Here is a 21208-nt window from a genome sequence, read left to right as displayed (position 1 = left end):
TCTGATTATTATTTATCCAATAATTTAATTTTGAACTCGAAGCGATTTAACGATTTCATATTGTTTTTTAATGATTGCTTCGTTGAAACCATGGGCTGCTTTAGAGACGATAACATATTCTTTTCTTGGAGCCCTAATTTTATCAAAATATGGTTTATTTAGTTCTTTAGAACATAAAATATCGTTTTCACCCTGTACCAAATAAACAGGTAGTCGAAAAATAAATCCGGTTTTATCGAAATTGATATGACGTACCATTGATTTAATACCCATGGTTTCATCACCCACAAGGTTCAAAAAAGAATAATCATCACCATTATATCTATCTCTGCTGTCTTCATTATTCTCATAGGAATCTGCTATTTCCCACCAAGATGTAGGAGCAGGGGTAGTATTCTCTTTCTCAAATTGTTTTACAACGCGCAATAATTGTCCGTAATTCTTTGCTCTTTTATAAGGTGGTGGACCTAGTTCTTCTAGTTTTGCTAAAGTTGATTTATTCTCTTTGACTTCTGCAATTTCATATACTTCTGAATAGGCATTTTTTATGTTGCTGTCAAAATTTACAAATTGAGCATGACCAATATAAGCGTGAAATAAGTTAGGGTTCTTTTGAGCCATTTGTGTTGCCAAGATAGAACCCCAAGAGGTACCCATTAAAATAACTTTGCTTTTATTTAAATGCTTAATTAGATATTGGGCAACGGCAATGCCATCGTTTGTCATCTTTTCAACGGAAAGTGGATTTTTTAAATAAAACTCTTCAGTTATTTCTTTAGGATAATTTTTTCCAAAAGTTTTTCCAGCTCCTCGTTGATCCCAATGAACAATGGTAAATTCCTTCAACCAATCAGCATAAATGCCATCTTCATATTGGCTCATGGTACTACCTGGTCCACCATGAATTAATAAGATTACCGGATTGCTATTATCATTTCCTTTTATAGTTATCCATTGATCAATACCTTCAATGTTTATAAACTTTTCTTCAGATATTTTATCTTGATTATAAGATGCAAATGATACTAGAAAAATTGTAAGAAATAGGAATTGTCTAATTTGCATGCTTATTGATGATTGAATGATGAATTATTAATATACGAAGATATTTATCGGTTTAGATCTAAAACTAAATTTAAAGTCTAATATTGATGATTACGTCCAGGTATACGGTCTGTTAAATTCTCTCTTTACGAATAGAAAAATTTTAATTCTATAATTAATTTTTTGCTTAATGTCTTTTGGAATAATTACTTACTAAATATATAGTCGTATTAAAATTAAGAAGGTTGCATTTGAATCCATATTTTTTTTAATCAAATAATGAGGTATGCCTTTCCAACAATCAACTTCATAATTAATCAATTCCGTTTTGTTTTTGATATATTTTTAATAACCATAGTTTTTTTATTTCACATTGGTTATTTTAGGTTTAAAATTATAAAATGGGTCAGATTATAACCTTCGGAGAAGTACTAATGCGTATTTCTCCTCGTGGTAACAAGAAGTTTGTTCAATCTAACATCGTAGAGTTTTATTTTGGCGGAACAGAATTAAATGTTGGTATTTCAATTTCTAATTTCGGCATTAAAGTAAAGCATATTAGTGCTGTTTCAGATGATTTTATTGGTGACACAGCTATGACTTATATACGTAAGTTTGGTGTAGATACCTCTTGTATTGTTAAATCTAAACGACCATTAGGAGTATATTTTTTAGAAGTAGGCGCGGTTATTAGACCAAGTATGATTTCGTATAACCGATCACATTCGGCGTTTTCTGAAATTGAACCTACAAAGGTAAATTGGGAAAATGCTTTGGAAGATGGGGAATGGATGCATTGGACCGGAATTACCCCTGCATTATCTCAAGGTGCTTTTAACGTTCTTAAAGACGGACTAAAGTTAGCTAGACAAAAAGGGATGGCTGTTTCTGCAGACCCAACATATCGTAGTGGTTTATGGAAATACGGTCAAAATCCTAAAGAGGCTTTAGTAGAACTTTTACATTATTCTACAATTTTCATAGGTGGTGTAAATGAAATTAATGAAGTATTGGGTACGGAATTCGGTTATAGTAATGACGATTTTATAGCGGCTAGCAAGCAGCTTATAGAAGAATTTCCAACCATTGAAAAGGTGTTCGATAAAATAAGAACTTCGGTAAATTCTTCTTGGCATAAAATAAGAGCCAGAATGTGGAATAGCATAGAATTTAGGGAAACTGAAGATATAGATATTACCCATGTGGTAGACCGTATTGGTACCGGTGACGCTTTTGCAGCAGGTTTAATTTATGGTTTACAGAAATATGATGACTATAAAGCAATGGAATTTGCAAGTGCTGCGTGCGCATTAAAACATACTTATGAGGGTGATGTAAATTTTGCTACGGTAGACGAAGTAAACAATATTATTGCAGGCAATATTACCGGTAGATTAATGCGTTAAGTTAAATAATTAGAATTATTTCCACTTGCATAGTCTAAGTATCGCTTTTAGCTTGTAGATACTTTTAGAAAATGCAATTGAAAAAGCAAAGGTGGTTAATAATGCAATAAATGCTAGGGTGCCAAGTGCACCGCCAAAGCCTTGAAATAAATTATTCTTATTGATATGGATAATACTAAACAAGTAGCCAGCAATTGCCAAGTAAATGTAACTTCTTCGAGTGGTTTTTGAAATCATACCTAAGAAAGAGGTTTCTATAAAAACTACAGATATGTTTTTTGTTAGGTGTGTATTTAATAAATCAGGGAAATAGTAAAAAACAAGCCGACTAAAAAAGATAAAAGGGCATATGCTCTTACTGCGCCTTGATTATAATGATGACTCACATTAAAAGTTGTTATTGCAGCTAAAATTCCGGTAATTATTATAATGAAAGTTTTCATTAAGCAGCTAAGTTAATAAGATAGAGAAATACTTTTTGACTTAAAAATCTAAAATTCAATGCGGAATTACAATGGTAAAAAAGAAATTACAAATTATTAAACTGCTTCCTTTTTTTCGGACAAGTATTTCCAATAACGCTTAGGTACATGTTGTACATGAAGCTTAGTATTAATCCTAGATTTAATAGTAGTGCTTTTGAAGTAATTGTTCCAAAGGTCTTGGTATTCATATTCAGCATCAGTGAAGACAGCACTTTTCTCAAGACTATTTGTATGTATATCGGTTAAGTCTAATGAAATTATTTCAACCGTCTGTAAATCATAGTAAAGTCCGTATTTACGCTTAACGTCATAAATAATCCAAGATTGATCTGCGTAGCGGTTTCTAAAGTGTTTAGATATCAATGGTAAAACATCAAAATCTGGTTCAATATTAGCAAAATAAACTTCATCCTTAGTTAATTGAAAGCGTACAAAAGCTTCCATTCTGTGTTTTTCCCTACCTACTTTTTGTGCTAATGAATTTATTTTTAAAACACAATCATCGCTAAAGTCTGTAGCGCCCTTGTATGTACTACCCATTAATTTTTGAATATAACGGTAGAGTAGTGCCTCCATATTATTTTGTTCACTTAAAAAAGCAAAATAAATATTCTTAATAGCAGAATTACTTTTGTTTTTAACACCGTTCCATACACGCTGTGCTTTTTCTAAATTGGTAAAAATCGTTTCTGTCTCAGTAAAAAGTCCACTTTGTAATTGCCCTTTTTTTTGAATATCTGCGTAGGCAAGCTTCTGTTCGTAACCAATAAAAACTGCAGTCAAAAAACCATTAAAGCTACCATCGTAAACCAAAGTTTTTGTCGAATTCATAGTAATAGTTTTAGAAGTTGAAGAAGAATATTTTAGTTAAAATTTTCATCCTTTTTTTAATTTTACTTTTCATAAATACCACTTGGTATCCAAATGATAATAGTTGGCTTTGACTACGGTCTATAGCAGTATTAAAAAATGAAAAATTTACCGAATTAGAGATGTTGTTTATATGTTCCATAGTCGTTGGTTGTTAATTAAGTTTTACTTTAGTTAAATAGAGATAATTGATTGGTATATTGATTTTTGAATTTGCCATTTTGGGACTGTAAAATCATTCCTTTTATCTTTGAAGCATCTAAATCTCTCCGCTCCCAGTCGTTAGAATTACATATGATAAAATATTTAGCACGATTAAGAGCCACACCCATTTTTTTCAAATGTTCCCAGCTTAAATTTCTATATTTTCGACCACTAATAATCTTATGAACAGAACCCATTCCTATCCCTGGAATTCGTGCTAACATTCTGGCATCTGCCTTATTTATATCTACAGGAAAATGATTTAGATTACGAAGAGCCCACATTAATTTTGGGTCAATGTCCATTTCAAGATTTGGATTGTCTGCATCTAAAATTTCATGAACACTAAAACCATAAAAACGAAGAAGCCAATCTGTTTGATATAATCTATTTTCACGTAGCATTGGTACTTCAGAACCCAAAGATGGTAAGCGACTATCGGTAGATATAGGAACATAACCGGAATAGTACACCCGTTTCATCTTATAATTTTTATAGAAATGGGTAGCAGAATACATAATGTCCTTATCACTTTCACCAGTAGCTCCAATAATCATTTGAGTGCTTTGTCCTGCAGGTGCGTACTTTGCTGTACTTTTTATGATTTTACGCTCTTCTGAATAACGAATGATTTCATTTTTAACCTTTAGCATTGGCTTAATGAAATCTTCATGTTTTTTATCTGGAGCTAATAGTTTAAGGCCGGAAATTGTGGGGATTTCAATATTGACCGATAATCGGTCAGCATATAATCCGGCCTCGTACATTAACTCATCACTTGCGCCTGGTATTGATTTTAAATGGATGTATCCATTGAAATTTTCTTCTAAGCGAAGTTTTTTAGCTACTGCTATTAAACGTTCCATAGTGTGGTCTGGGCTTTTAAAAATTCCAGAGCTTAAGAATAACCCCTCAATATAGTTTCTTCTGTAAAAATTAATGGTTAAATCAACTACCTCTTGAATTTTGAATGCAGCTCGTTTTATATCGTTGCTTTTACGTGTTACGCAATAAGCACAATCAAATATGCAATGATTGGTTAGTAGAATTTTTAATAGAGAAACACATCGTCCGTCTTCAGTATAGGTATGGCAGATTCCGTTTCCAGCATCACCCAAGCCTTTGTCTTTATTTTTACGATTACTGCCGCTACTAGAACATGACACATCGTATTTGGCTGCATCGGCCAAAATATTTAGTTTTTCTTTAATTCGATTAAAATCCATAACGACTTGTAATTAATCCAAAATTATGGAAATATTCCTAATTATGGAAATATTCCAAATATTATTATGGATATAATCCATAATGAGTATATTTGAAGTGTTGAGAATTTTTTTATCTTGATTTAAGTGGATATTATGGAAAACGAATTGACATTAAAACGATTTACCGATTTACGAAGAGAGCTTGGTTATACTCAGGCTGATTTTGCAGCACTTATTGGAGTATCTAATACTACTGCAGATATTGAACGTGGGCGAACTAAGCTTTCAGGGAAGGTTGTGTCAGAATTATTGAAACAATTCAAAATTAATCCGCTTTGGTTATTTGGTGAAAGTGAAGAGCAATATTTAGAAACGTCAAGAACAAGTGTTATTCCAAAGGTAGTTACGGTAGATTCTGCTAATCGGGATAATATGGTATTGGTAAATGCCAAAGCAGCAGCTGGATATCCTCAAAATATTTCCGATACCAGTTGGTATCAGCAATTACCCGCATTTGATTTACCAATTCCTGAATTTAGAAATGCAACGTATAGAGGCTTTCAGGTTGAGGGGGACAGTATGCTTCCAAATCTACATCCAGGCGAATGGGTTTTAGCAAGAGCAATTGAACATATTGACTACGTAAGTGCTAATAAAATGTATGTAGTGGTATTGCAAGACTCCATCATGGTCAAGAAAGTAGAAAAGCGACCTAATTCTAATAATATTACTTTAATATCATTGAATGAAACCTATCCTCCATATGATATTAAACCATTTCAAATTCAAGAAATTTGGGAGGTGAGCAGTAAAATAACTTTTAATGTTGACGCTACAACAGATAATGGACTTTTGCGACAGTTGCAGGAGTCAATGAAAGAGTTAAAAGATCAGCTACAGCATGTTAAAAAGGTTAATTAAACTAATACTTTAATATTTTTTGATATACATTCCGCTTTCTTTTAGCTTAAATCCAAGACTTTTATAAAGGGAAATTGCTGCTGTCCTATGGTGACCACTAAACAATAATACATCATCTAGTTTCTCTTTTTCTGCTTGTTCTAAAAGTTTCTCCATTAGCTTTCTGCCAATGCCTTTACCTCTATAATCAGAAGAAACAACCACATCTTCAATCATTCCTTTATGACCAGAAACCACCTTATATTTAGCCATCATAGCAATACCTACTAAGTCTTCGTTATCCAAACATATTACCACATCTGTAGTGTTATAATCAGATAGGGCAGAGGCTAAGTCTAGTTGTGTTAATTCAGAATTTAGTTGCTTGTAAAGCTCTGTTAATTGAGTTTGAAGCTCGGTGGTAACCTCATTAAAAGTAATTAGTTTTATAATCATAGTATATTGTATTTATACTTAAAATTACTTCATTTAGGGTAATTGTAATAATATTGTTATTACAAAACTAATCTTGTTTGTTTTAACCTTTACGGCGTTCTAGCAAAATCATCATCATTAAACCTAGAATAATGATATCGTCATCATTACCACTTAATTTCTTTAATTCACTTACTTTAAAACGACGGCCTACCAATGATTTCTCTTTAGATAAACGTACCACGGTTTCGTTATTGCCATTGATTACGATATAGGCAGGATTTAGGAATAAGCCGGTAAATAGATTAATAATTGGAATTTGACCAACCATACCATCCAAAACCTTTACCCAGGCATTTTCTTCTCTAATAGTATATTTTAATTGTTTGTTTTTATCGAAAATCTCATAATGAGCTTTCCATAGAGAAGCCCAACCTTTTCTACCAATTTTACCAAGTTCTTGACCAGAAGGGTTAGAAAAAGAATAACATGCAGAGAAATCAATCCACCTATCGGCTTTAATATTATATAGTAATTCGGTTTTACTATCGTTCTGGTATACGCCAACATTCTCTTTAAATTTAAAGAGTTTTTGCTTTACATATGCCACCATTTTTCCGTTGGCATCTACAGCCGAAAAATCATTAGATAAAGTACCTATATGAAAAGTGAAATCTAATGGAAATTTATAATCTTGCATTTTAAATTTTTAGTGGCTGAATTCTTTATAGTCAATTAATAAGTCCCTTTGACATCTCCCATGGATATTGAAAATGGTCCAAGTTTATGAAGGGTAGGCAAGATAACACCACTTTCTGTTTCGATCCATTCTTCCCAAGAAGCTTCTACGCCACCAATAGGAATGATTTTTGTCCACAGTTTGAAACTTTTTGGTCTACCACTTGGTTCTATAATCCATAGATAAGAATCTCCAGGGGTATCTCCACCTTTAGTATAGGTAACTAAAAGGGCTTCTGACCCATCTTCCATATCTACCAAGTACCGTTCGGTGCCACGGTCAAATGCTTTAAATGGGGCAACTAACCAAAACGAATCATTATTAAAATAATTCTGAGCTTTCTCAATTAAAACTTGAGTTTCCTCGTAATTGGTTTTCACATTGTTTACTTCGGCAATGCTAGATTGTGGAGTAATTAAATCTAAATGAACGATTGTGTTATCCCAGGTTACAGTAACAATCTCCTTTTCTTTATCCCATTTATAGTGATGATCACCACGAAAAGACCATTCCAATATTTTGGTGTTGTTGAAGTTTTTGTAATTTAAGGCATCCAACATTCTATATGCTAAAGCATCAGCTTCAGGTCCAGATTCTCCTATAGGTACAGGTTCATTATATAGGTAATATAAAACACCATAGCCTATAAAAGCTAGTATAATGAGTATACCTAAAAGTTTAAATAATTTCTTTAGCATAATATATTTAAATATTTCATTAGTAAATTGTTATGTAGAAATTAAAAGTTGCTTAAAATTAATCTTAGTGATAATTAAAAGCCAACTGCTGCATCATCTCCACGTTTGTCTGCGCCACCTTCAAGCTTGCCGTTATCAAGTATGCGAATAGCATCAACTTTACCAATAATAGGAGTTCTTTCTTCGTTAATTATATAGCCTTTAGATTTTAGTTCCTCCTTTAAATTAGAAGGAAATCCGTCTGGTTCAAAGATGACCATGTCTGGTAACCATTGGTGATGAAAGCGAGGAGCATTAACTGCGTCTTGCATACTCATTTTAAATTCATAACCGTTCAAAATAGTCTGAGCCACTGCAGTAATGATTGTAGATCCACCAGGAGTACCGACAACCATCCATAACTTTCCGTCACGTTCAACGATTGTAGGGGTCATACTACTTAGCATTCTTTTCTCAGCTGCAATACTGTTGGCTTCAGCACCTACAAGTCCAAACATATTAGGTACACCTGCTTTAGAGCTAAAATCGTCCATTTCATTATTTAAAAAGAAGCCAAGTTCATCAGAATATAGTTTGGAGCCATAAGCGCCGTTAAGTGTTGTGGTGACCGATATGGCATTACCTTCTTGATCTACAATAGAGTAGTGGGTAGTTTCCATACTTTCTACTATTTCTATATTTCCATGCTCAACTTCAGATGATTTTGTTGCCTTTTCAAAAGAGAAATTAGCCATTCTTTCCGTTAGGTAGTGGTCACTTAATAATTTATCATATGGAATTTCAACAAAGTCAGGATCACCTAGAAAATAATTTCTATCAGCATAAGCTCTTCTTGAAGCTTCTGTAAATAATTGTACCATTTTTGGGGAGTTATGACCAAGTTTGGCAACATCGTAATTTTCCATCATCTTAAAAATCTGATTAATGGTGACACCTCCACTACTAGGCGGACTCATAGAAATGATGTGTAAATCTCTGTAATTAAAAGTGATTGGGTCTCTCCATACCGCCTGGTATTTTTCTAAGTCCTCTTCGGTAATATATCCACCTTTTTCTTGAATGAATGCTGCAAGTTTTTTAGCAACTTCACCTTTGTAAAAACCATCTCTACCATTTTTTGCGATGCTTCTAAAGGTATTTGCCAATACAGGATATTTAATGGTATCATTAGTTTTGAATACGGTAGCAAACTTGGTGCTGTCACTGTTCACTTCAATAAATTTATCTCGTTGACTGGCCAATCGCTTTTCTTGGTTAGCTGTAACGACAACACCACGTTCTGCTAGAGCAATAACCGGAGCCATAATCTCTTCTAAGGGTAGTGACCCAAACTTTTTATGTACTTCAATAATACCTGCTACTGTTCCAGGTACTCCTACAGCGGATGCGCCCAAAGTACTTTTACCGGGGATCACGTTGCCCAATGAATCTAAATACATGTCTTTATGAGCTGATAAAGGAGCTTTCTCTCTATAATCAAGAGCGCCAACTTCACCGTCTGCTTTTCGATACACCATAAATCCGCCGCCACCAAGGTTTCCTGCAAATGGATATGCAACCACCAAAGCCATTTCTGTGGCTACCATAGCATCAAAAGCATTGCCTCCTTTTTGCATGATATCACTACCAATTTTAGAGGCTTCCTCTCTTGCAGATACTACCATTGCATTATCTGTAACGGTCCCTGTTGGTACTGCCGGATTTTCTTTACAACTGCTTAATACTAACAATGCAGTCAGTGTAAATAATAGTTTTAGTTGGTTCATAGTAAGTTGTATTAATTATTTAAATTAGTATATATAAAACATTGGTATTTTGATATTTAAAATATTATTTTTTTGTGGTTAAGGAAATATATTTATGTTTAGAATACGTAATAAGCTCCTCAAAAAACTCAGTAAATTCTTTTTCGAATTCATCATAATGTTCTTCAAGGTCTAAAATAGCAAAGTTCATTCTAGATTTGTTTTTTGTTCTACGGTTCATACCATTTAGTACGCGTGCAATACCATCCATTTTAGAATAATTGAATATCCAATTATCGGCTATCATATAAGGCATCATTCTTTTTATTCCATCGGGTAAAATTTCATAGTTGTCTTCTAAAAGATCATAGAAATTATCGACAAAAACATCTAGTGGAATATCAGAATATTTAGACCAGTTTTTGGCAAGAAAGTGGTCATAGTAGATATCAACGATAACCCTACTATAATGACTATAGTTTGCGTGAAGTCTCTTGCTGCTAATTTTTGGTATGGCGTGGGTGTCCGTATAAGTGTCAATTAAACGATGAAGCTTAATACCTTTCTGTACCTTAATGGGCAGATGCTGAAATTTATTAGCACGTATGCTGTCGGCAATAAAGTTACCTATGGTGATTTCTTTATCGTTAAAAGAAAGGTAAATATGGGCTAAAAAATTCATTGGACTAAATTATGCTTCCTAAGTCGAATTTACAAAGAAGGGCTATAGTGATAAGTATGATACCTTTATATTTGCAAAAAACTTATTAAGAGTATATGACACTAATAAAATCTATTTCAGGAATACGAGGAACAATAGGAGGAAAACCAGGAGATAATCTAACTCCGATCGATGCGGTAAAGTTTGCGGCATCTTATGGGATTTGGCTAAAGGATTATTCTAAAAAGGATAAGTTGAAAGTTGTAATTGGTCGTGATGCTCGTTTGTCTGGTGAAATGATTCAAAATCTTGTGGTTTCTACTTTGGTAGGTTTAGGAATTGATGTAGTTGATTTAGATTTATCAACAACACCAACAGTTGAAATAGCGGTGCCTATGGAAAATGCCGATGGAGGAATAATTTTGACGGCTAGTCATAATCCAAAGCAATGGAATGCCCTTAAATTGTTAAATGAAAAAGGGGAATTCTTGGATGCTGCCCAGGGTGCTAAAATTTTAGAAATAGCAGAAAAAGAAGATTTTGATTTTTCTGATGTCGATGATCTTGGAGTAATAAATAGAAACGATAGTTATATTGATATTCATATAGATGAAGTTTTAAACCTCTCTTTAGTTGATGCCGAAGTAGTTAAAAAGGCGAAATTTAAAGTTGTGGTAGATGGTGTAAATTCTACGGGAGGAATTGCAATACCAAAACTTTTAAAAGAATTTGGAGTAGAAGTAGTTGAGTTATATTGTGAGCCTACTGGTCATTTTCCACATAATCCAGAACCTTTAAAAGAACACTTAAAAGATATCTGTGATTTGGTTGTTAAGGAAAAGGCGGATTTTGGTATCGTAGTAGATCCAGATGTAGACCGCTTAGCTTTTATTAGCAATGATGGTGAAATGTTTGGGGAAGAGTATACATTGGTAGCCTGTGCAGATTATGTTTTAGGTAAAACAAAAGGGAATACAGTTTCTAATCTTTCCTCTTCACGAGCATTAAGAGATATTACTCAAAAGCATGGCGGTACTTATGAAGCTGCGGCAGTAGGTGAAGTAAATGTGGTTACTAAAATGAAAGCCAATAATGCAATTATAGGTGGTGAAGGTAATGGAGGTATAATTTACCCAGAAAGCCATTATGGTCGTGATTCTTTAGTGGGTACGGCTTTATTCTTAATGCTAATGGCAGAAAAGGGTGGTACAGTAGCAGAACTTAGAGCTAGCTATCCAAGCTATTTTATGAGTAAAAAGAAAATACAGTTGACACCTGGATTAGATGTGGATGGGATTTTAAAATCTATGGCTGAAAAATATGCAAACGAAGAGTTATCTACTATTGATGGTGTAAAAATCGATTTTGCAGAAAATTGGGTTCATCTACGTAAATCTAATACAGAACCAATAATCAGAATTTATACAGAAGCTAAAAGTCAAACTGAGGCAGATGGTTTGGCAGATAGAATTATAGGAGAAATAAAAGCAGTAGCAGGATTGTAACTCTTATAAAATAAGAAGCATAAAAAACCGGAAGCAGTTTAACTGTTTCCGGTTTTTGTTTTTGTAATGTTAATTTATTTCTGCGAAGGCAGCGGGTTTCTTGCCTCTATGTTTCCAGCGTTTGTGAGTCCATAAATAAAATTCCGGTTGGTCTTTTATCTGTTCTTCAGTAAGCCTTAGAAAGGCATCTGTTATTTCGTGTTCTTTAGTTTCTTTACTATTTATGGCAATCGGTATAAATTCAGCTTTGTAATATCCGCGTTTTACTTTGCTTACTTTTAAAAATACCGTAGCTAATCCTGTTTTTCTGGCTAATGCTTCTCCGCCATTAAAAATAGGAACTGTTATTCCCATAAAATCGGTCCAGTAATGCGCTCTGTGCGCTTGTGGCGATTGATCACTTACCATGCCATAAGTTGCACGTACATTATTTCTAAAATTCTGTATAACTGTTTTGGCTGTTTGGGCTTGTGTAATTAAAGTGGTGTTCCAACGAGCTCTTACTTTTCTGATAAAATTGTCAAAATAAGAATTGTTTATTTTTTGATAAACTGCATATCCTTTAGAATTAACGTAATTGTTTATGCTTACGTTCCATTCCCAATTCGCATAATGCGCACATAAAATAATGATACTGCGCTCTTTTTCTATCTCAAGTAAAACTTCCGGATTTACAACTTTATATTTTTTTGAAACGGCATCCTTACTTAAGTTCATCGTTTTTACCATCTCTAAGAACATATCACAAAGATGTTTGTAGAAGTCTTTTTCAATTCTATGAATCTCTTCTTTTGATTTTTCGGGAAAAACCAAGTTTAAATTCTCTTGAACTACTTTTCTTCGGTAACCAAAAACTCGGTAGATAAAAAAACAAGCAATATCAGATAAACCGTAAAATAAGCGATGTGGCAAAATGGAAACCACCCAGAGAAATGGGTAAATCAAAACAAAGGCCAATAGTTGCATTCTCAAAAAAATTATGGGCAAATATAGTTATATTTGACGCCAAATAAATGACAGATAATGTATAACCTTGATATAGCGACCATAGCAATAATTGCTGCAAATGTATTAGTGTCAATGAAGGGATTTAATGATACTACTTTCTTTGAGCGTTACAAATTTAGTATCGGAGCAATAAAGGCAGGGCAAAAAGAACGTATGGCAACATCTGGTTTTTTACATGTAGATGTTTCGCATTTATTATTTAATATGCTTACGCTATATTTCTTTGCAGGTGTAGTTATAAATTGGTTTGGTACCACTCAGTTTTTGATAATTTATGCGGTTAGTCTTATAGGTGGTAGTTTGTTAGCGTTGAGTTTTCATAAAGATGAGCCTTATTATTCTGCTGTAGGTGCAAGTGGTGCGGTTACCGGAATTTTGTATGCAGCTATACTACTGCAACCAACCATGCAATTGGGCATAATGTTTATTCCTATTCCAGTTCCTGCGTATGTAGTTGGTATTGGATATTTACTGTATTCTATTTATGGAATGAAAAAGCGGCTGGGGAATATAGGCCATACGGCACATTTTGGTGGAGCCATAGGTGGTTATGCCTGTACATTGTTATTCATGCCCAGTCTTTTACAGACCGAAACACTAATGGTTGGGTTATTGGCTCTTCCAATTATTTTACTATTTGTTCTTGGTAGAATGGGCAAAATTTAGGCTTTTTGTAAAGATTCTAAGAATCTTTGCTTAAATGAACTAAGATTTAGTGCATTTCATCGGTTTTCTCTGTGTATAGACAACAATCCCGCACTAGGGGTCGTTATTGCTGAAACCCGAATTAAACATGAAATCAACCCTATCTATCAAAAAAACATGGCTTATTGCCATAGCTGCTACTTTTTTTGTGGTAAGTTGTAGTGATGAAACTACAGTTTTTGAAAATCCCGATGATAACTTGGTTAATGAAACCAATCAATCAAAATTAGACAATAGTGTAAGTTTCGAACGCGCTGGTGTTCTTGATATTTATGAAGATCCTATAGCTACTGCCAAGAGATTTAATCTTACCGGAAAAACAGAAGAAGCAGGAGATTATCCACTATCCTTAGTTGCTCAAATTGCACCGCCATCATTTGATAATGGTGAAAATTTAGCTGCAACCCATGTTGCTTTAGACGGTGATTATGGTTATGTATCCTATAATACTGTTGGTCAAGATTATGTTGGTGCTATTGATGTAATAGATATTAGTGATCCAACCGATCCTAGAGTTACATCTAGATTGTATTACACAAATGCAGATTTAAATTCAATTGCCTATGATAATGGGTATGTATATGTTGCTGGTGGTGTAGATTCAGAACAATCGGTTACGGCAACGGCAAATTCTCTAATTGCTAAAATAGCTGTTAGTGGCGGTAGATTGAATACCTCCGACATTACTTATGGCTTTCAAGAAGGATTTAACGCTACAGATGTTCGTATTGTTGACAATAAGGCTATTGTAACTAGTGGTCAAGATGGATTTGTAGTGGTTTATGATAAAAATGATTTAAGTGCTTTGAACGAGGCTGCTTTTTCAGATTTACGTTCTGTAGCTTACAGTGGTAGTGAAATTGCTGTATTAGATGCTGCACAAGGTGTTACATTTTTAGATCAAAGTTTAAATGTAACAAGGAGTATAAATATCGATTCTGATTTTGGAGTAGATGCCAAGCGTACATTAGATTTTTCAAATGAAAATATTGTCGTTTCAGAGGGTGAAAAGGGAGCAGGAGTATATAACGCTACTTCTGGTAGCTTTGTAGAATACTTACCAATATTAACAAATCCGGAAAATGCTGAACCGGGAGAAATTGTAACTAATGGAGTTGCAGTTAACGAAGACTTACTTTTAATGGCGAATGGCGCTGGAGGATTAAGTCTTTCAGAAAGTAAAGATGGTAGTACTGTAGGTGTTGGTGTAATTGAACTTACCGGTTCTATAAATTTCGTTACATCTAAAGGAGATTATATTTTTGCCGCTTCAGGTAAAAAAGGATTTCAAATTATAAAGTTGAATAGACCAGACGAAAGTTTGGTAACACGTTGTGAAGACTTAACCTCATATTCTGGTAGTTCAAATTTGAACGTGAATACAGGTGATGATTTAGCATATAGAGGCTCTAAAAGATTCAATAATGTAAATATTGGTGGTAATCTATTGCTTTGTGGTTCTTGGACAGTGAAAGATGGTGTGAATATTAATGCAAATGGTTTATTTGAAATGAATGGAACTATCGTTATAGGAAGAAATAATAGACAAAGAAACGTTACAATAAATTCTGGTGCGACATTTAGGGTGGAAGGCAACTTAACTATTTATGGTGATTTAGTTCTAAATGAAGGAGCTACTATAGAGTTCATTGGTGATGATTCTGTTGTAAATATCTTTGGTAATGTTACTAAAGGCTCAAATACAACGGTAGAAGGTACCTTTAGAGATGTTCGAGGAGCATTTTAATCGATACTGTAAACTATAAAAAAAAGCCCGAACAACATTGTTCGGGCTTTTTTTTTATGTAATTAATTTTAAATCCTAATTCAACAATTCTGCAACTTTCGCTTCTAGTGCAGGACCTCTTAAATTTTTAGCTACTATAACACCGTTCTCATCTAATAAAAATGCTGCGGGTATAGCTTCTACATTATAAAGTTTAGCAATTTTATCATCAAAGTAGGCAATGTTAGAAATGTGATTCCACTCTAAACCATCTTCTGCTATTGCTTTTTTCCACGCTTCTTCTGTTCTGTCTAAAGAAACACCTAAGACGTTTAAGCCTTTATCATGGTACTTATTGTAAACAGCAACAATATTAGGATTTTCAGCTCTACAAGGTCTACACCATCCTGCCCAGAAATCAATTAATGTTACTTTTCCCATAACATCTTTAAGAGCGATTACGCTACCATCAGGACTTGGTCCAGAAAAGTCAGGAGCTTTAGCGCCTATACTTGAATTTTTGCCTGCAGCTTCAGAAGCCTTTAGTTTCTCTATTCCATCTAGAATTTGTTTACCTGGCTTAGAATTTTTAATTTCTTCAGATAAAGTCTTGTAGATTTCTTCAACTTCTTCAAGGCTAACTGCTTTGGTTGCAACAGCCCTATCCAGAACAAGTGCAGATATTAAAGCGTTAGGGTGAGTTTTAACGTAGTCTAATTCAAAAGTCTTGTATTCCTCTTGTAATTCCTTCATTTCATCTTGAAGTGCAAGTGCAGCTTCTCCAGATGCCACTTTCATATCTTGCTGAATAGATTGAGCTTGTTGAGAGATTTCTCTTGACTGTTCCATATAATCAGAAAAAGCATCATTTTGGAATGTACCGCTAATTTCAGCAAAGCCCATACTGTCTCTTTGTGCACTAAACTGTATTTCTCCGTTTTCCAAAATTACAGCTGTATAACCAGGTAATTGTTCAACGAAGATATAATGTAGTTCAGGAATATCAGATTTTCCTGTAAAAGTAAATTCACCGTTGGTAGTAGTAGCAGTATCTACTTCCATAGGTTGATTGTTTTCTCCAATTTTCTTAAGGAAAACGCGAGTGCCATCTGTCATTTCGCCTCTTAATTTTCCATTAAGGGTAAAGCCTTCCGGTTTAGTGTTACAACTAAACAATAAGATTCCGGCTAGTAGTATTACAATACTATTTTTCATAAATTTCACTTAGGTTAAGTTGCAAATGTACTTATATAAAGAATATAAAAAAAGACCTCTAACGCAATGGCTAGAGGTCTTTATTATAATGATAAGTTTCTGTTTAAAACTGGTATCTGATACCTAGTCCTATATCAAAATCAAAATTATCAGAGAATCCATTATATCCTGTAACCCCTAGTTCAGGTCTAAAATCTAAAGAAAGTATCAATGGAATATCAAAATTATACTCAATTCCTATATCACCTGCAGCAAAGACAAATAATCCACCATCATCGCCAGGGAAATCAACACTACCTAAACCACCACCAACACCATAGTACCAGTTAAAATCACCCTCAATAGGTCTAACCCATTGGTAAAGTCCAGCTAATTTAAATGCGCTAAAGTTTCTACTGTCACGCCAGCCCAAGTCAAATTCTAACCTATTGGCTCTTGTCAATGATTTTTGATAACTAATTTCAGCACCAAAGCCATCACTATCACCTAGTCTTAATCCTAAGGCGTGGTCAGCAATTTCTTGAGCGGAAAGCGAGCAGGTCGCCATAAATAATAATACAGTTAATCCTTTTAAAATCTTCATATACTTCTTCTTTTTTGTGATGAAAAATGAGCCAATTTGTAATGTGGCTCACACAATAAAACTTAATTTAGCAGTCAAAATTGTGTTAAGTTGGATAATAATTTGCTATTAAAGTTACGACAAGATTTAGAGGGAGATGTACGATTTGATAATCTTACTAAGACTATTTATGCTACAGATGCTTCCGTTTATAGAAAAATACCTTTAGGTGCTGCATTTCCTAAAACTGTTGATGATATAAAAACAATAGTAAGGTTTGCTAACAATGAAAATATTGGTCTAATACCAAGAACGGCAGGTACGTCTTTGGCGGGTCAATGTGTTGGTGATGGTTTGGTGGTTGATGTGTCTAAACATTTCACGAAAATTATAAGTGTTGATGAAGTTAACAAGCAGGTAACCTTACAACCGGGTGTAATTAGAGATGAGTTAAATCAATATCTAAAACCTTACGGATTATTCTTTGGACCAAATACATCTACATCAAATAGATGTATGGTAGGTGGTATGGTGGGTAATAATTCATCAGGTACCACATCCATTCAATATGGTGTAACCAGAGATAAGATTATTTCAATGAAAACAATTTTATCAGATGGTAGTGAGGCGGAATTTGGAAGGATTTCCGCTGAAGATTTCAAGAAAAAACAGAACGGCAGTACACTTGAAGCATCACTTTATAATAATATATATAAAGAACTAGTTAATAAAGAAATAGCTAAAGAAGTAATTGACCATTTTCCTAAGCCTGAAATACATAGAAGAAATACTGGTTATGCTGTCGATGAATTATTGAAGTCACAAATTTTTGGTGGTAAGGAACCATATTTTAACATGGCAGAATTGCTGTGTGGTAGTGAAGGAACTTTGGCTTTTACCACAGAAATTACAGTTCAGTTAGACGACTTACCACCAGCCTTATCTGCAATGGTAGTTACGCATTATACATCTTTGGAAGATTGCTTAATGGACGTAGTTCCGGTTATGGAACATCCATTGCATTTGTGCGAAATGATGGATAAGGTTATTTTGGACTGTACAAAAAATAACAGAACGCAATTAGCAAATCGATTCTTTGTAGAGGGTGATCCCGCGGCTTTGTTAATGTTGCAGGTTTCGGCGCATACGGAGGAAGAGTTAAAGGGTATTATCGCTTCATTAATAGCTACTATTGAAAAATCTGGTTTAAGCTATTCTAATCCGGTTCTTTTTGGAGATCAAATAGCAAAAGCCATTGAGTTACGTAAAGCAGGTCTTGGTCTGTTAGGAAATATTGTAGGAGATATGAAAGCTGTGGCATGTATTGAAGATACTGCAGTAGCGCTTCCAGATTTAAAGAATTTTATAGCTGAATTTTCTGAAATAATGAAAGGTTATAATCAAAGCGCTGTGTATTATGCACATGCGGGTGCAGGTGAACTGCATTTACGACCAATCTTGAACCTGAAAAAATCTACCGATGTTGGTTTGTTTAGAAGTATAACAACTGATGTTGCTAAGCTTACCAAGAAATATAAAGGTTCATTTAGTGGCGAGCATGGCGATGGTATTGTTCGTGCCGAGTTTATTCCGATAATGATTGGTGATAAAAACTACCAGCTGCTAAGACGAATTAAGTCTTATTTTGATCCTAAAGGTATTTTTAATCCTGGTAAAATAGTTGATGCATACCCAATGGATAAATCCTTTAGGTATGAAATTGATCGTGAAGAGCCGGATATTAAGACTTTCATGGACTTTTCTGATAGTGAGGGTATATTAAAGGCCGCAGAAAAATGCAATGGAAGTGGAGACTGTAGAAAAACCCATCATATGAATGGTGGTATGTGTCCAAGTTATCATGCAACAAAAAATGAAAAGGATACTACTAGAGGCAGGGCAAATACGTTAAGGGAGTTTTTAACGAACCCAAATAGCAATGCTAAAAATAGTTTTGATAGTCCCGAGATTAAAGAGGCATTTGATTTGTGTTTAAGCTGTAAAGCGTGTGCAAGTGAATGTCCCAGTAATGTAGATGTGTCAACTCTAAAAGCAGAATTTTTATATCAATACCAAGAGGCAAATGGTTATTCTTTAAGAGGAAAATTGTTTGCGTACAACACAAAACTAAACGGATTGGCTAGCAAGGTTTCTGGACTGACCAATGCTATTTATGATTCTGAATTTTTAGGTGGTTTGTTGAAAAAATCGAGTGGTGTTGCCAAAGAAAGAAGCTTGCCTAATGTTTATAGCTTTAATTTCGATAAGCATCTTCAAAAATCTAATCTTGAGAATACTAAGTTAAAGAAGAAAGTAGTTTTATACATAGATGAATTTACGAAATACTTAGATATCGAAGTAGGTAAAGATGCAATTGAGTTACTTGCCAGATTGGGTTATGATGTGGAGTTGTTCTATGCAGAAAGTGGAAGAACTTTTCTTTCAAAAGGGTTCTTGAAACAAGCTCAAAAGCTAGCCATTAAAAATATAAAGGAACTTAAGAAGTTTGCTGAAGCCGGTTTGCCTATTTTAGGATTGGAGCCATCTGCAATTTTATCTTTTAGAGATGAATACAAGAGAATGACTTCAGATAAAACTACAGCCCAAATAGTTGCAGACCATTCGTTTTTAATAGAAGAATTTTTGGCAAAAGAAATTGCCGATGGTAGTTTGAATTCTGCAGATTTTACTGAAGAAGCAAGAGATATAAAAATTCATAATCATTGTCATCAAAAAGCATTAAGCAATCAGAAAGTAACGTTTGATGTATTAAATCTACCAGCAAATTACAAGGTTACAATTATTGCTTCAGGTTGTTGTGGTATGGCAGGTTCCTTTGGTTACGAAGAAGAGCATTATGAAACTAGTATGAAAATTGGAGGTTTAAAACTATTTCCTGCAGTAAGTAAATCTTCTGCTGAGACTATAATTGCTGCAAACGGCACTAGTTGTAGGCATCAAATATTCGATGGTACAAAAAGAATAGCAAAGCATCCGGTTAGTATACTGAAAGAGGCATTATCGAATTAATTATCGGTAAGACCGCCTTTTTCCTTTTTGTTATTACTAGCATTTCTATGAGTGATGGTTGCTATAAGTTCATTCATATCCATTGACTTTAGCTCTTCATCCATATAAAACGAGGTTAATTTGTCGTTTTCATAACGGTATAGTTTCCAACGTTTAAAAGAGTATTCTAAAGCAGTCATATGTTTAACCCAATCGCCTGAATTCAAATAAAGGCATGCTCCTTTTTTAGTCTGAAAATGCTGTTTGTTAGGTGCATGGCTATGCCCGCAAACTACATGGTCATAATGTTGGCTAATAGCCATTTTAGCGACATTATTTTGAAAAGATTCAATTTGTTTAGGATCGCGTTCACCATGGTTTAATTCTGGATTAGAAAAAGGTTTGTTTTTCTTACCGAATAGCTTAAACAGTTTAGTTTTCAATTTTGCTAGGTTCAATAAGGTGTCAAAACCAATTTCACCAAAGTGCAATAGCCAGTGAGAGTGGCGAAAAGAGAAATCAAAAATATCGCCATGAAAAAACAATGTATTTTTCCCATTGAGTTTTAAGGTAAGACGATTGGAAACCTTAATGGTACCCATATAAATATTATCAATCTTACGAAACGGCTCATCTCTGTTACCTGTTATAAAGTGAACAACAGTTCCCTTAGAAGCCATTGAAAAGATTTTCTTGACCACTTTTAAATGCGAAGGCGGAAAGTAATTATTACGCATTTTTCCAGCATCTAAAATATCGCCATTGAGAATTAGCATTTTTGGGTCAATACTAGATAAATATGTTAGTAATTCTTCCGCATGACATGCATAAGAACCCAAATGTACATCCGATAAAACAGCTATTTCAAGACGACGCTTCTTCAAGTGGCAAATTTTTACACCAAAATTAAACCTAATTACATCCTAATCAGCTATTTAGTAGGTCAATAATCTATAATCATTACGTTAAGTAATTATTATGCTAAGTGACTAAGGTTAAGCTAATATTATGCGTTTTTTTAATTTTTCTTTAAAGCATTTAACATTTATCTTTGAAGACTTTGAATTTGTAAGCTTTACAATC

General features: G+C 34.0%; 18 protein-coding genes. 6 read left to right on the top strand and 12 right to left on the bottom strand.

Annotation, left to right across the window (positions count from 1 at the left end; genetic code table 11):
- Positions 1-24: 24 nt before the first annotated feature.
- Positions 25-1065 (bottom strand): alpha/beta hydrolase family protein, encoded by a 1041-nt coding sequence (locus BM296_RS11245; RefSeq protein ID WP_091903141.1) that lies wholly within the window; start codon positions 1063-1065, stop codon positions 25-27.
- A gap of 380 nt (positions 1066-1445) precedes the next feature.
- On the opposite strand from BM296_RS11245, the gene BM296_RS11240 reads away from it, so the two are divergent.
- The gene (locus tag BM296_RS11240; protein ID WP_091903140.1) at positions 1446-2450 is read left to right on the top strand and encodes a sugar kinase; all 1005 of its coding nucleotides are present in this window, start codon (positions 1446-1448) and stop codon (positions 2448-2450) included.
- A gap of 539 nt (positions 2451-2989) precedes the next feature.
- Here BM296_RS11240 and BM296_RS11230 read toward each other — a convergent pair.
- Positions 2990-3766, bottom strand: coding sequence for a TIGR03915 family putative DNA repair protein (locus BM296_RS11230; protein ID WP_091903139.1), 777 nt, complete (start codon positions 3764-3766; stop codon positions 2990-2992).
- Between the two features lie 209 nt (positions 3767-3975).
- A complete protein-coding gene (locus BM296_RS11225; RefSeq protein ID WP_091903138.1) occupies positions 3976-5235 on the bottom strand; it encodes a putative DNA modification/repair radical SAM protein in 1260 nt (419 codons plus the stop codon).
- A 135-nt stretch (positions 5236-5370) separates the two neighbouring features.
- Between BM296_RS11225 and BM296_RS11220 the strand changes: the two genes are divergently transcribed.
- Positions 5371-6138 (top strand): XRE family transcriptional regulator, encoded by a 768-nt coding sequence (locus BM296_RS11220; RefSeq protein WP_091903137.1) that lies wholly within the window; start codon positions 5371-5373, stop codon positions 6136-6138.
- Positions 6139-6147: 9 nt separating this feature from the next.
- Here BM296_RS11220 and BM296_RS11215 read toward each other — a convergent pair whose 3' ends face one another.
- From BM296_RS11215 to BM296_RS11195, 5 genes are all read right to left on the bottom strand, one after another.
- Positions 6148-6573 (bottom strand): GNAT family N-acetyltransferase, encoded by a 426-nt coding sequence (locus BM296_RS11215; protein WP_091903136.1) that lies wholly within the window; start codon positions 6571-6573, stop codon positions 6148-6150.
- 82 nt (positions 6574-6655) lie between these two features.
- Positions 6656-7252 carry an LURP-one-related family protein gene (locus tag BM296_RS11210; protein ID WP_091903135.1) on the bottom strand — a complete coding sequence of 199 codons (597 nt, stop codon included), beginning with the start codon at positions 7250-7252 and terminating at the stop codon, positions 6656-6658.
- A gap of 35 nt (positions 7253-7287) precedes the next feature.
- Complete coding sequence (locus BM296_RS11205) at positions 7288-7989, bottom strand: hypothetical protein (RefSeq protein ID WP_091903134.1); 702 nt, start codon at positions 7987-7989, stop codon at positions 7288-7290.
- A 74-nt stretch (positions 7990-8063) separates the two neighbouring features.
- Positions 8064-9755 (bottom strand): gamma-glutamyltransferase, encoded by a 1692-nt coding sequence (gene ggt, locus BM296_RS11200; protein WP_091903133.1) that lies wholly within the window; start codon positions 9753-9755, stop codon positions 8064-8066.
- Between the two features lie 64 nt (positions 9756-9819).
- Positions 9820-10416 carry an acyl carrier protein phosphodiesterase gene (locus BM296_RS11195; protein WP_091903132.1) on the bottom strand — a complete coding sequence of 199 codons (597 nt, stop codon included), beginning with the start codon at positions 10414-10416 and terminating at the stop codon, positions 9820-9822.
- Between the two features lie 95 nt (positions 10417-10511).
- Between BM296_RS11195 and glmM the strand changes: the two genes are divergently transcribed.
- Complete coding sequence (glmM, locus tag BM296_RS11190) at positions 10512-11900, top strand: phosphoglucosamine mutase (RefSeq protein WP_027067195.1); 1389 nt, start codon at positions 10512-10514, stop codon at positions 11898-11900.
- A gap of 69 nt (positions 11901-11969) precedes the next feature.
- On the opposite strand, the gene BM296_RS11185 is transcribed toward glmM, so the two are convergent.
- Positions 11970-12866, bottom strand: coding sequence for a lysophospholipid acyltransferase family protein (locus BM296_RS11185; RefSeq protein ID WP_027067194.1), 897 nt, complete (start codon positions 12864-12866; stop codon positions 11970-11972).
- Positions 12867-12923: 57 nt separating this feature from the next.
- Here BM296_RS11185 and BM296_RS11180 point away from each other — a divergent pair, with 57 nt between their 5' ends.
- Together BM296_RS11180 and BM296_RS11175 are read left to right on the top strand one after the other, a co-directional pair.
- Positions 12924-13574, top strand: coding sequence for a rhomboid family intramembrane serine protease (locus tag BM296_RS11180; RefSeq protein WP_091903131.1), 651 nt, complete (start codon positions 12924-12926; stop codon positions 13572-13574).
- Between the two features lie 127 nt (positions 13575-13701).
- Complete coding sequence (locus BM296_RS11175; protein ID WP_245787008.1) at positions 13702-15360, top strand: LVIVD repeat-containing protein; 1659 nt, start codon at positions 13702-13704, stop codon at positions 15358-15360.
- Between the two features lie 75 nt (positions 15361-15435).
- On the opposite strand, the gene BM296_RS11170 is transcribed toward BM296_RS11175, so the two are convergent.
- Positions 15436-16554, bottom strand: coding sequence for a TlpA disulfide reductase family protein (locus BM296_RS11170; protein WP_091903130.1), 1119 nt, complete (start codon positions 16552-16554; stop codon positions 15436-15438).
- Between the two features lie 103 nt (positions 16555-16657).
- A complete protein-coding gene (locus BM296_RS11165; RefSeq protein ID WP_091903129.1) occupies positions 16658-17137 on the bottom strand; it encodes a hypothetical protein in 480 nt (159 codons plus the stop codon).
- Positions 17138-17227: 90 nt separating this feature from the next.
- On the opposite strand from BM296_RS11165, the gene BM296_RS11160 reads away from it, so the two are divergent.
- Complete coding sequence (locus tag BM296_RS11160) at positions 17228-20146, top strand: FAD-binding and (Fe-S)-binding domain-containing protein (protein WP_091903128.1); 2919 nt, start codon at positions 17228-17230, stop codon at positions 20144-20146.
- Here the strand turns inward: BM296_RS11160 and BM296_RS11155 are convergent.
- Positions 20143-21009 carry a UDP-2,3-diacylglucosamine diphosphatase gene (locus BM296_RS11155; RefSeq protein WP_091903127.1) on the bottom strand — a complete coding sequence of 289 codons (867 nt, stop codon included), beginning with the start codon at positions 21007-21009 and terminating at the stop codon, positions 20143-20145. The two genes, BM296_RS11160 and BM296_RS11155, sit on opposite strands and share 4 nt — an antisense overlap.
- Positions 21010-21208 lie beyond the last annotated feature (199 nt).

It is taken from the genome of Maribacter stanieri (genome assembly GCF_900112245.1).
GTDB classification, from domain to species: domain Bacteria; phylum Bacteroidota; class Bacteroidia; order Flavobacteriales; family Flavobacteriaceae; genus Maribacter; species Maribacter stanieri.
The sequence above is the reverse complement of the archived record's forward strand: the minus strand, read 5'-3'. Positions and strand labels throughout refer to the sequence as shown.

Excerpts from the sequence above, each read along its gene's own strand:
- BM296_RS11175 (WP_245787008.1), top strand. The coding sequence starts at position 13,702 with ATGAAATCAACCCTATCTATCAAAAAAACATGGCTTATTGCCATAGCT.
- BM296_RS11225 (WP_091903138.1), bottom strand. The coding sequence starts at position 5,235 with ATGGATTTTAATCGAATTAAAGAAAAACTAAATATTTTGGCCGATGCA.
- BM296_RS11195 (WP_091903132.1), bottom strand. The coding sequence starts at position 10,416 with ATGAATTTTTTAGCCCATATTTACCTTTCTTTTAACGATAAAGAAATC.
- BM296_RS11220 (WP_091903137.1), top strand. The coding sequence starts at position 5,371 with ATGGAAAACGAATTGACATTAAAACGATTTACCGATTTACGAAGAGAG.
- BM296_RS11205 (WP_091903134.1), bottom strand. The coding sequence starts at position 7,989 with ATGCTAAAGAAATTATTTAAACTTTTAGGTATACTCATTATACTAGCT.
- BM296_RS11180 (WP_091903131.1), top strand. The coding sequence starts at position 12,924 with ATGTATAACCTTGATATAGCGACCATAGCAATAATTGCTGCAAATGTA.
- BM296_RS11215 (WP_091903136.1), bottom strand. The coding sequence starts at position 6,573 with ATGATTATAAAACTAATTACTTTTAATGAGGTTACCACCGAGCTTCAA.
- ggt (WP_091903133.1), bottom strand. The coding sequence starts at position 9,755 with ATGAACCAACTAAAACTATTATTTACACTGACTGCATTGTTAGTATTA.
- BM296_RS11240 (WP_091903140.1), top strand. The coding sequence starts at position 1,446 with ATGGGTCAGATTATAACCTTCGGAGAAGTACTAATGCGTATTTCTCCT.
- BM296_RS11165 (WP_091903129.1), bottom strand. The coding sequence starts at position 17,137 with ATGAAGATTTTAAAAGGATTAACTGTATTATTATTTATGGCGACCTGC.
- BM296_RS11185 (WP_027067194.1), bottom strand. The coding sequence starts at position 12,866 with ATGCAACTATTGGCCTTTGTTTTGATTTACCCATTTCTCTGGGTGGTT.
- BM296_RS11170 (WP_091903130.1), bottom strand. The coding sequence starts at position 16,554 with ATGAAAAATAGTATTGTAATACTACTAGCCGGAATCTTATTGTTTAGT.
- BM296_RS11245 (WP_091903141.1), bottom strand. The coding sequence starts at position 1,065 with ATGCAAATTAGACAATTCCTATTTCTTACAATTTTTCTAGTATCATTT.
- BM296_RS11210 (WP_091903135.1), bottom strand. The coding sequence starts at position 7,252 with ATGCAAGATTATAAATTTCCATTAGATTTCACTTTTCATATAGGTACT.
- glmM (WP_027067195.1), top strand. The coding sequence starts at position 10,512 with ATGACACTAATAAAATCTATTTCAGGAATACGAGGAACAATAGGAGGA.
- BM296_RS11230 (WP_091903139.1), bottom strand. The coding sequence starts at position 3,766 with ATGAATTCGACAAAAACTTTGGTTTACGATGGTAGCTTTAATGGTTTT.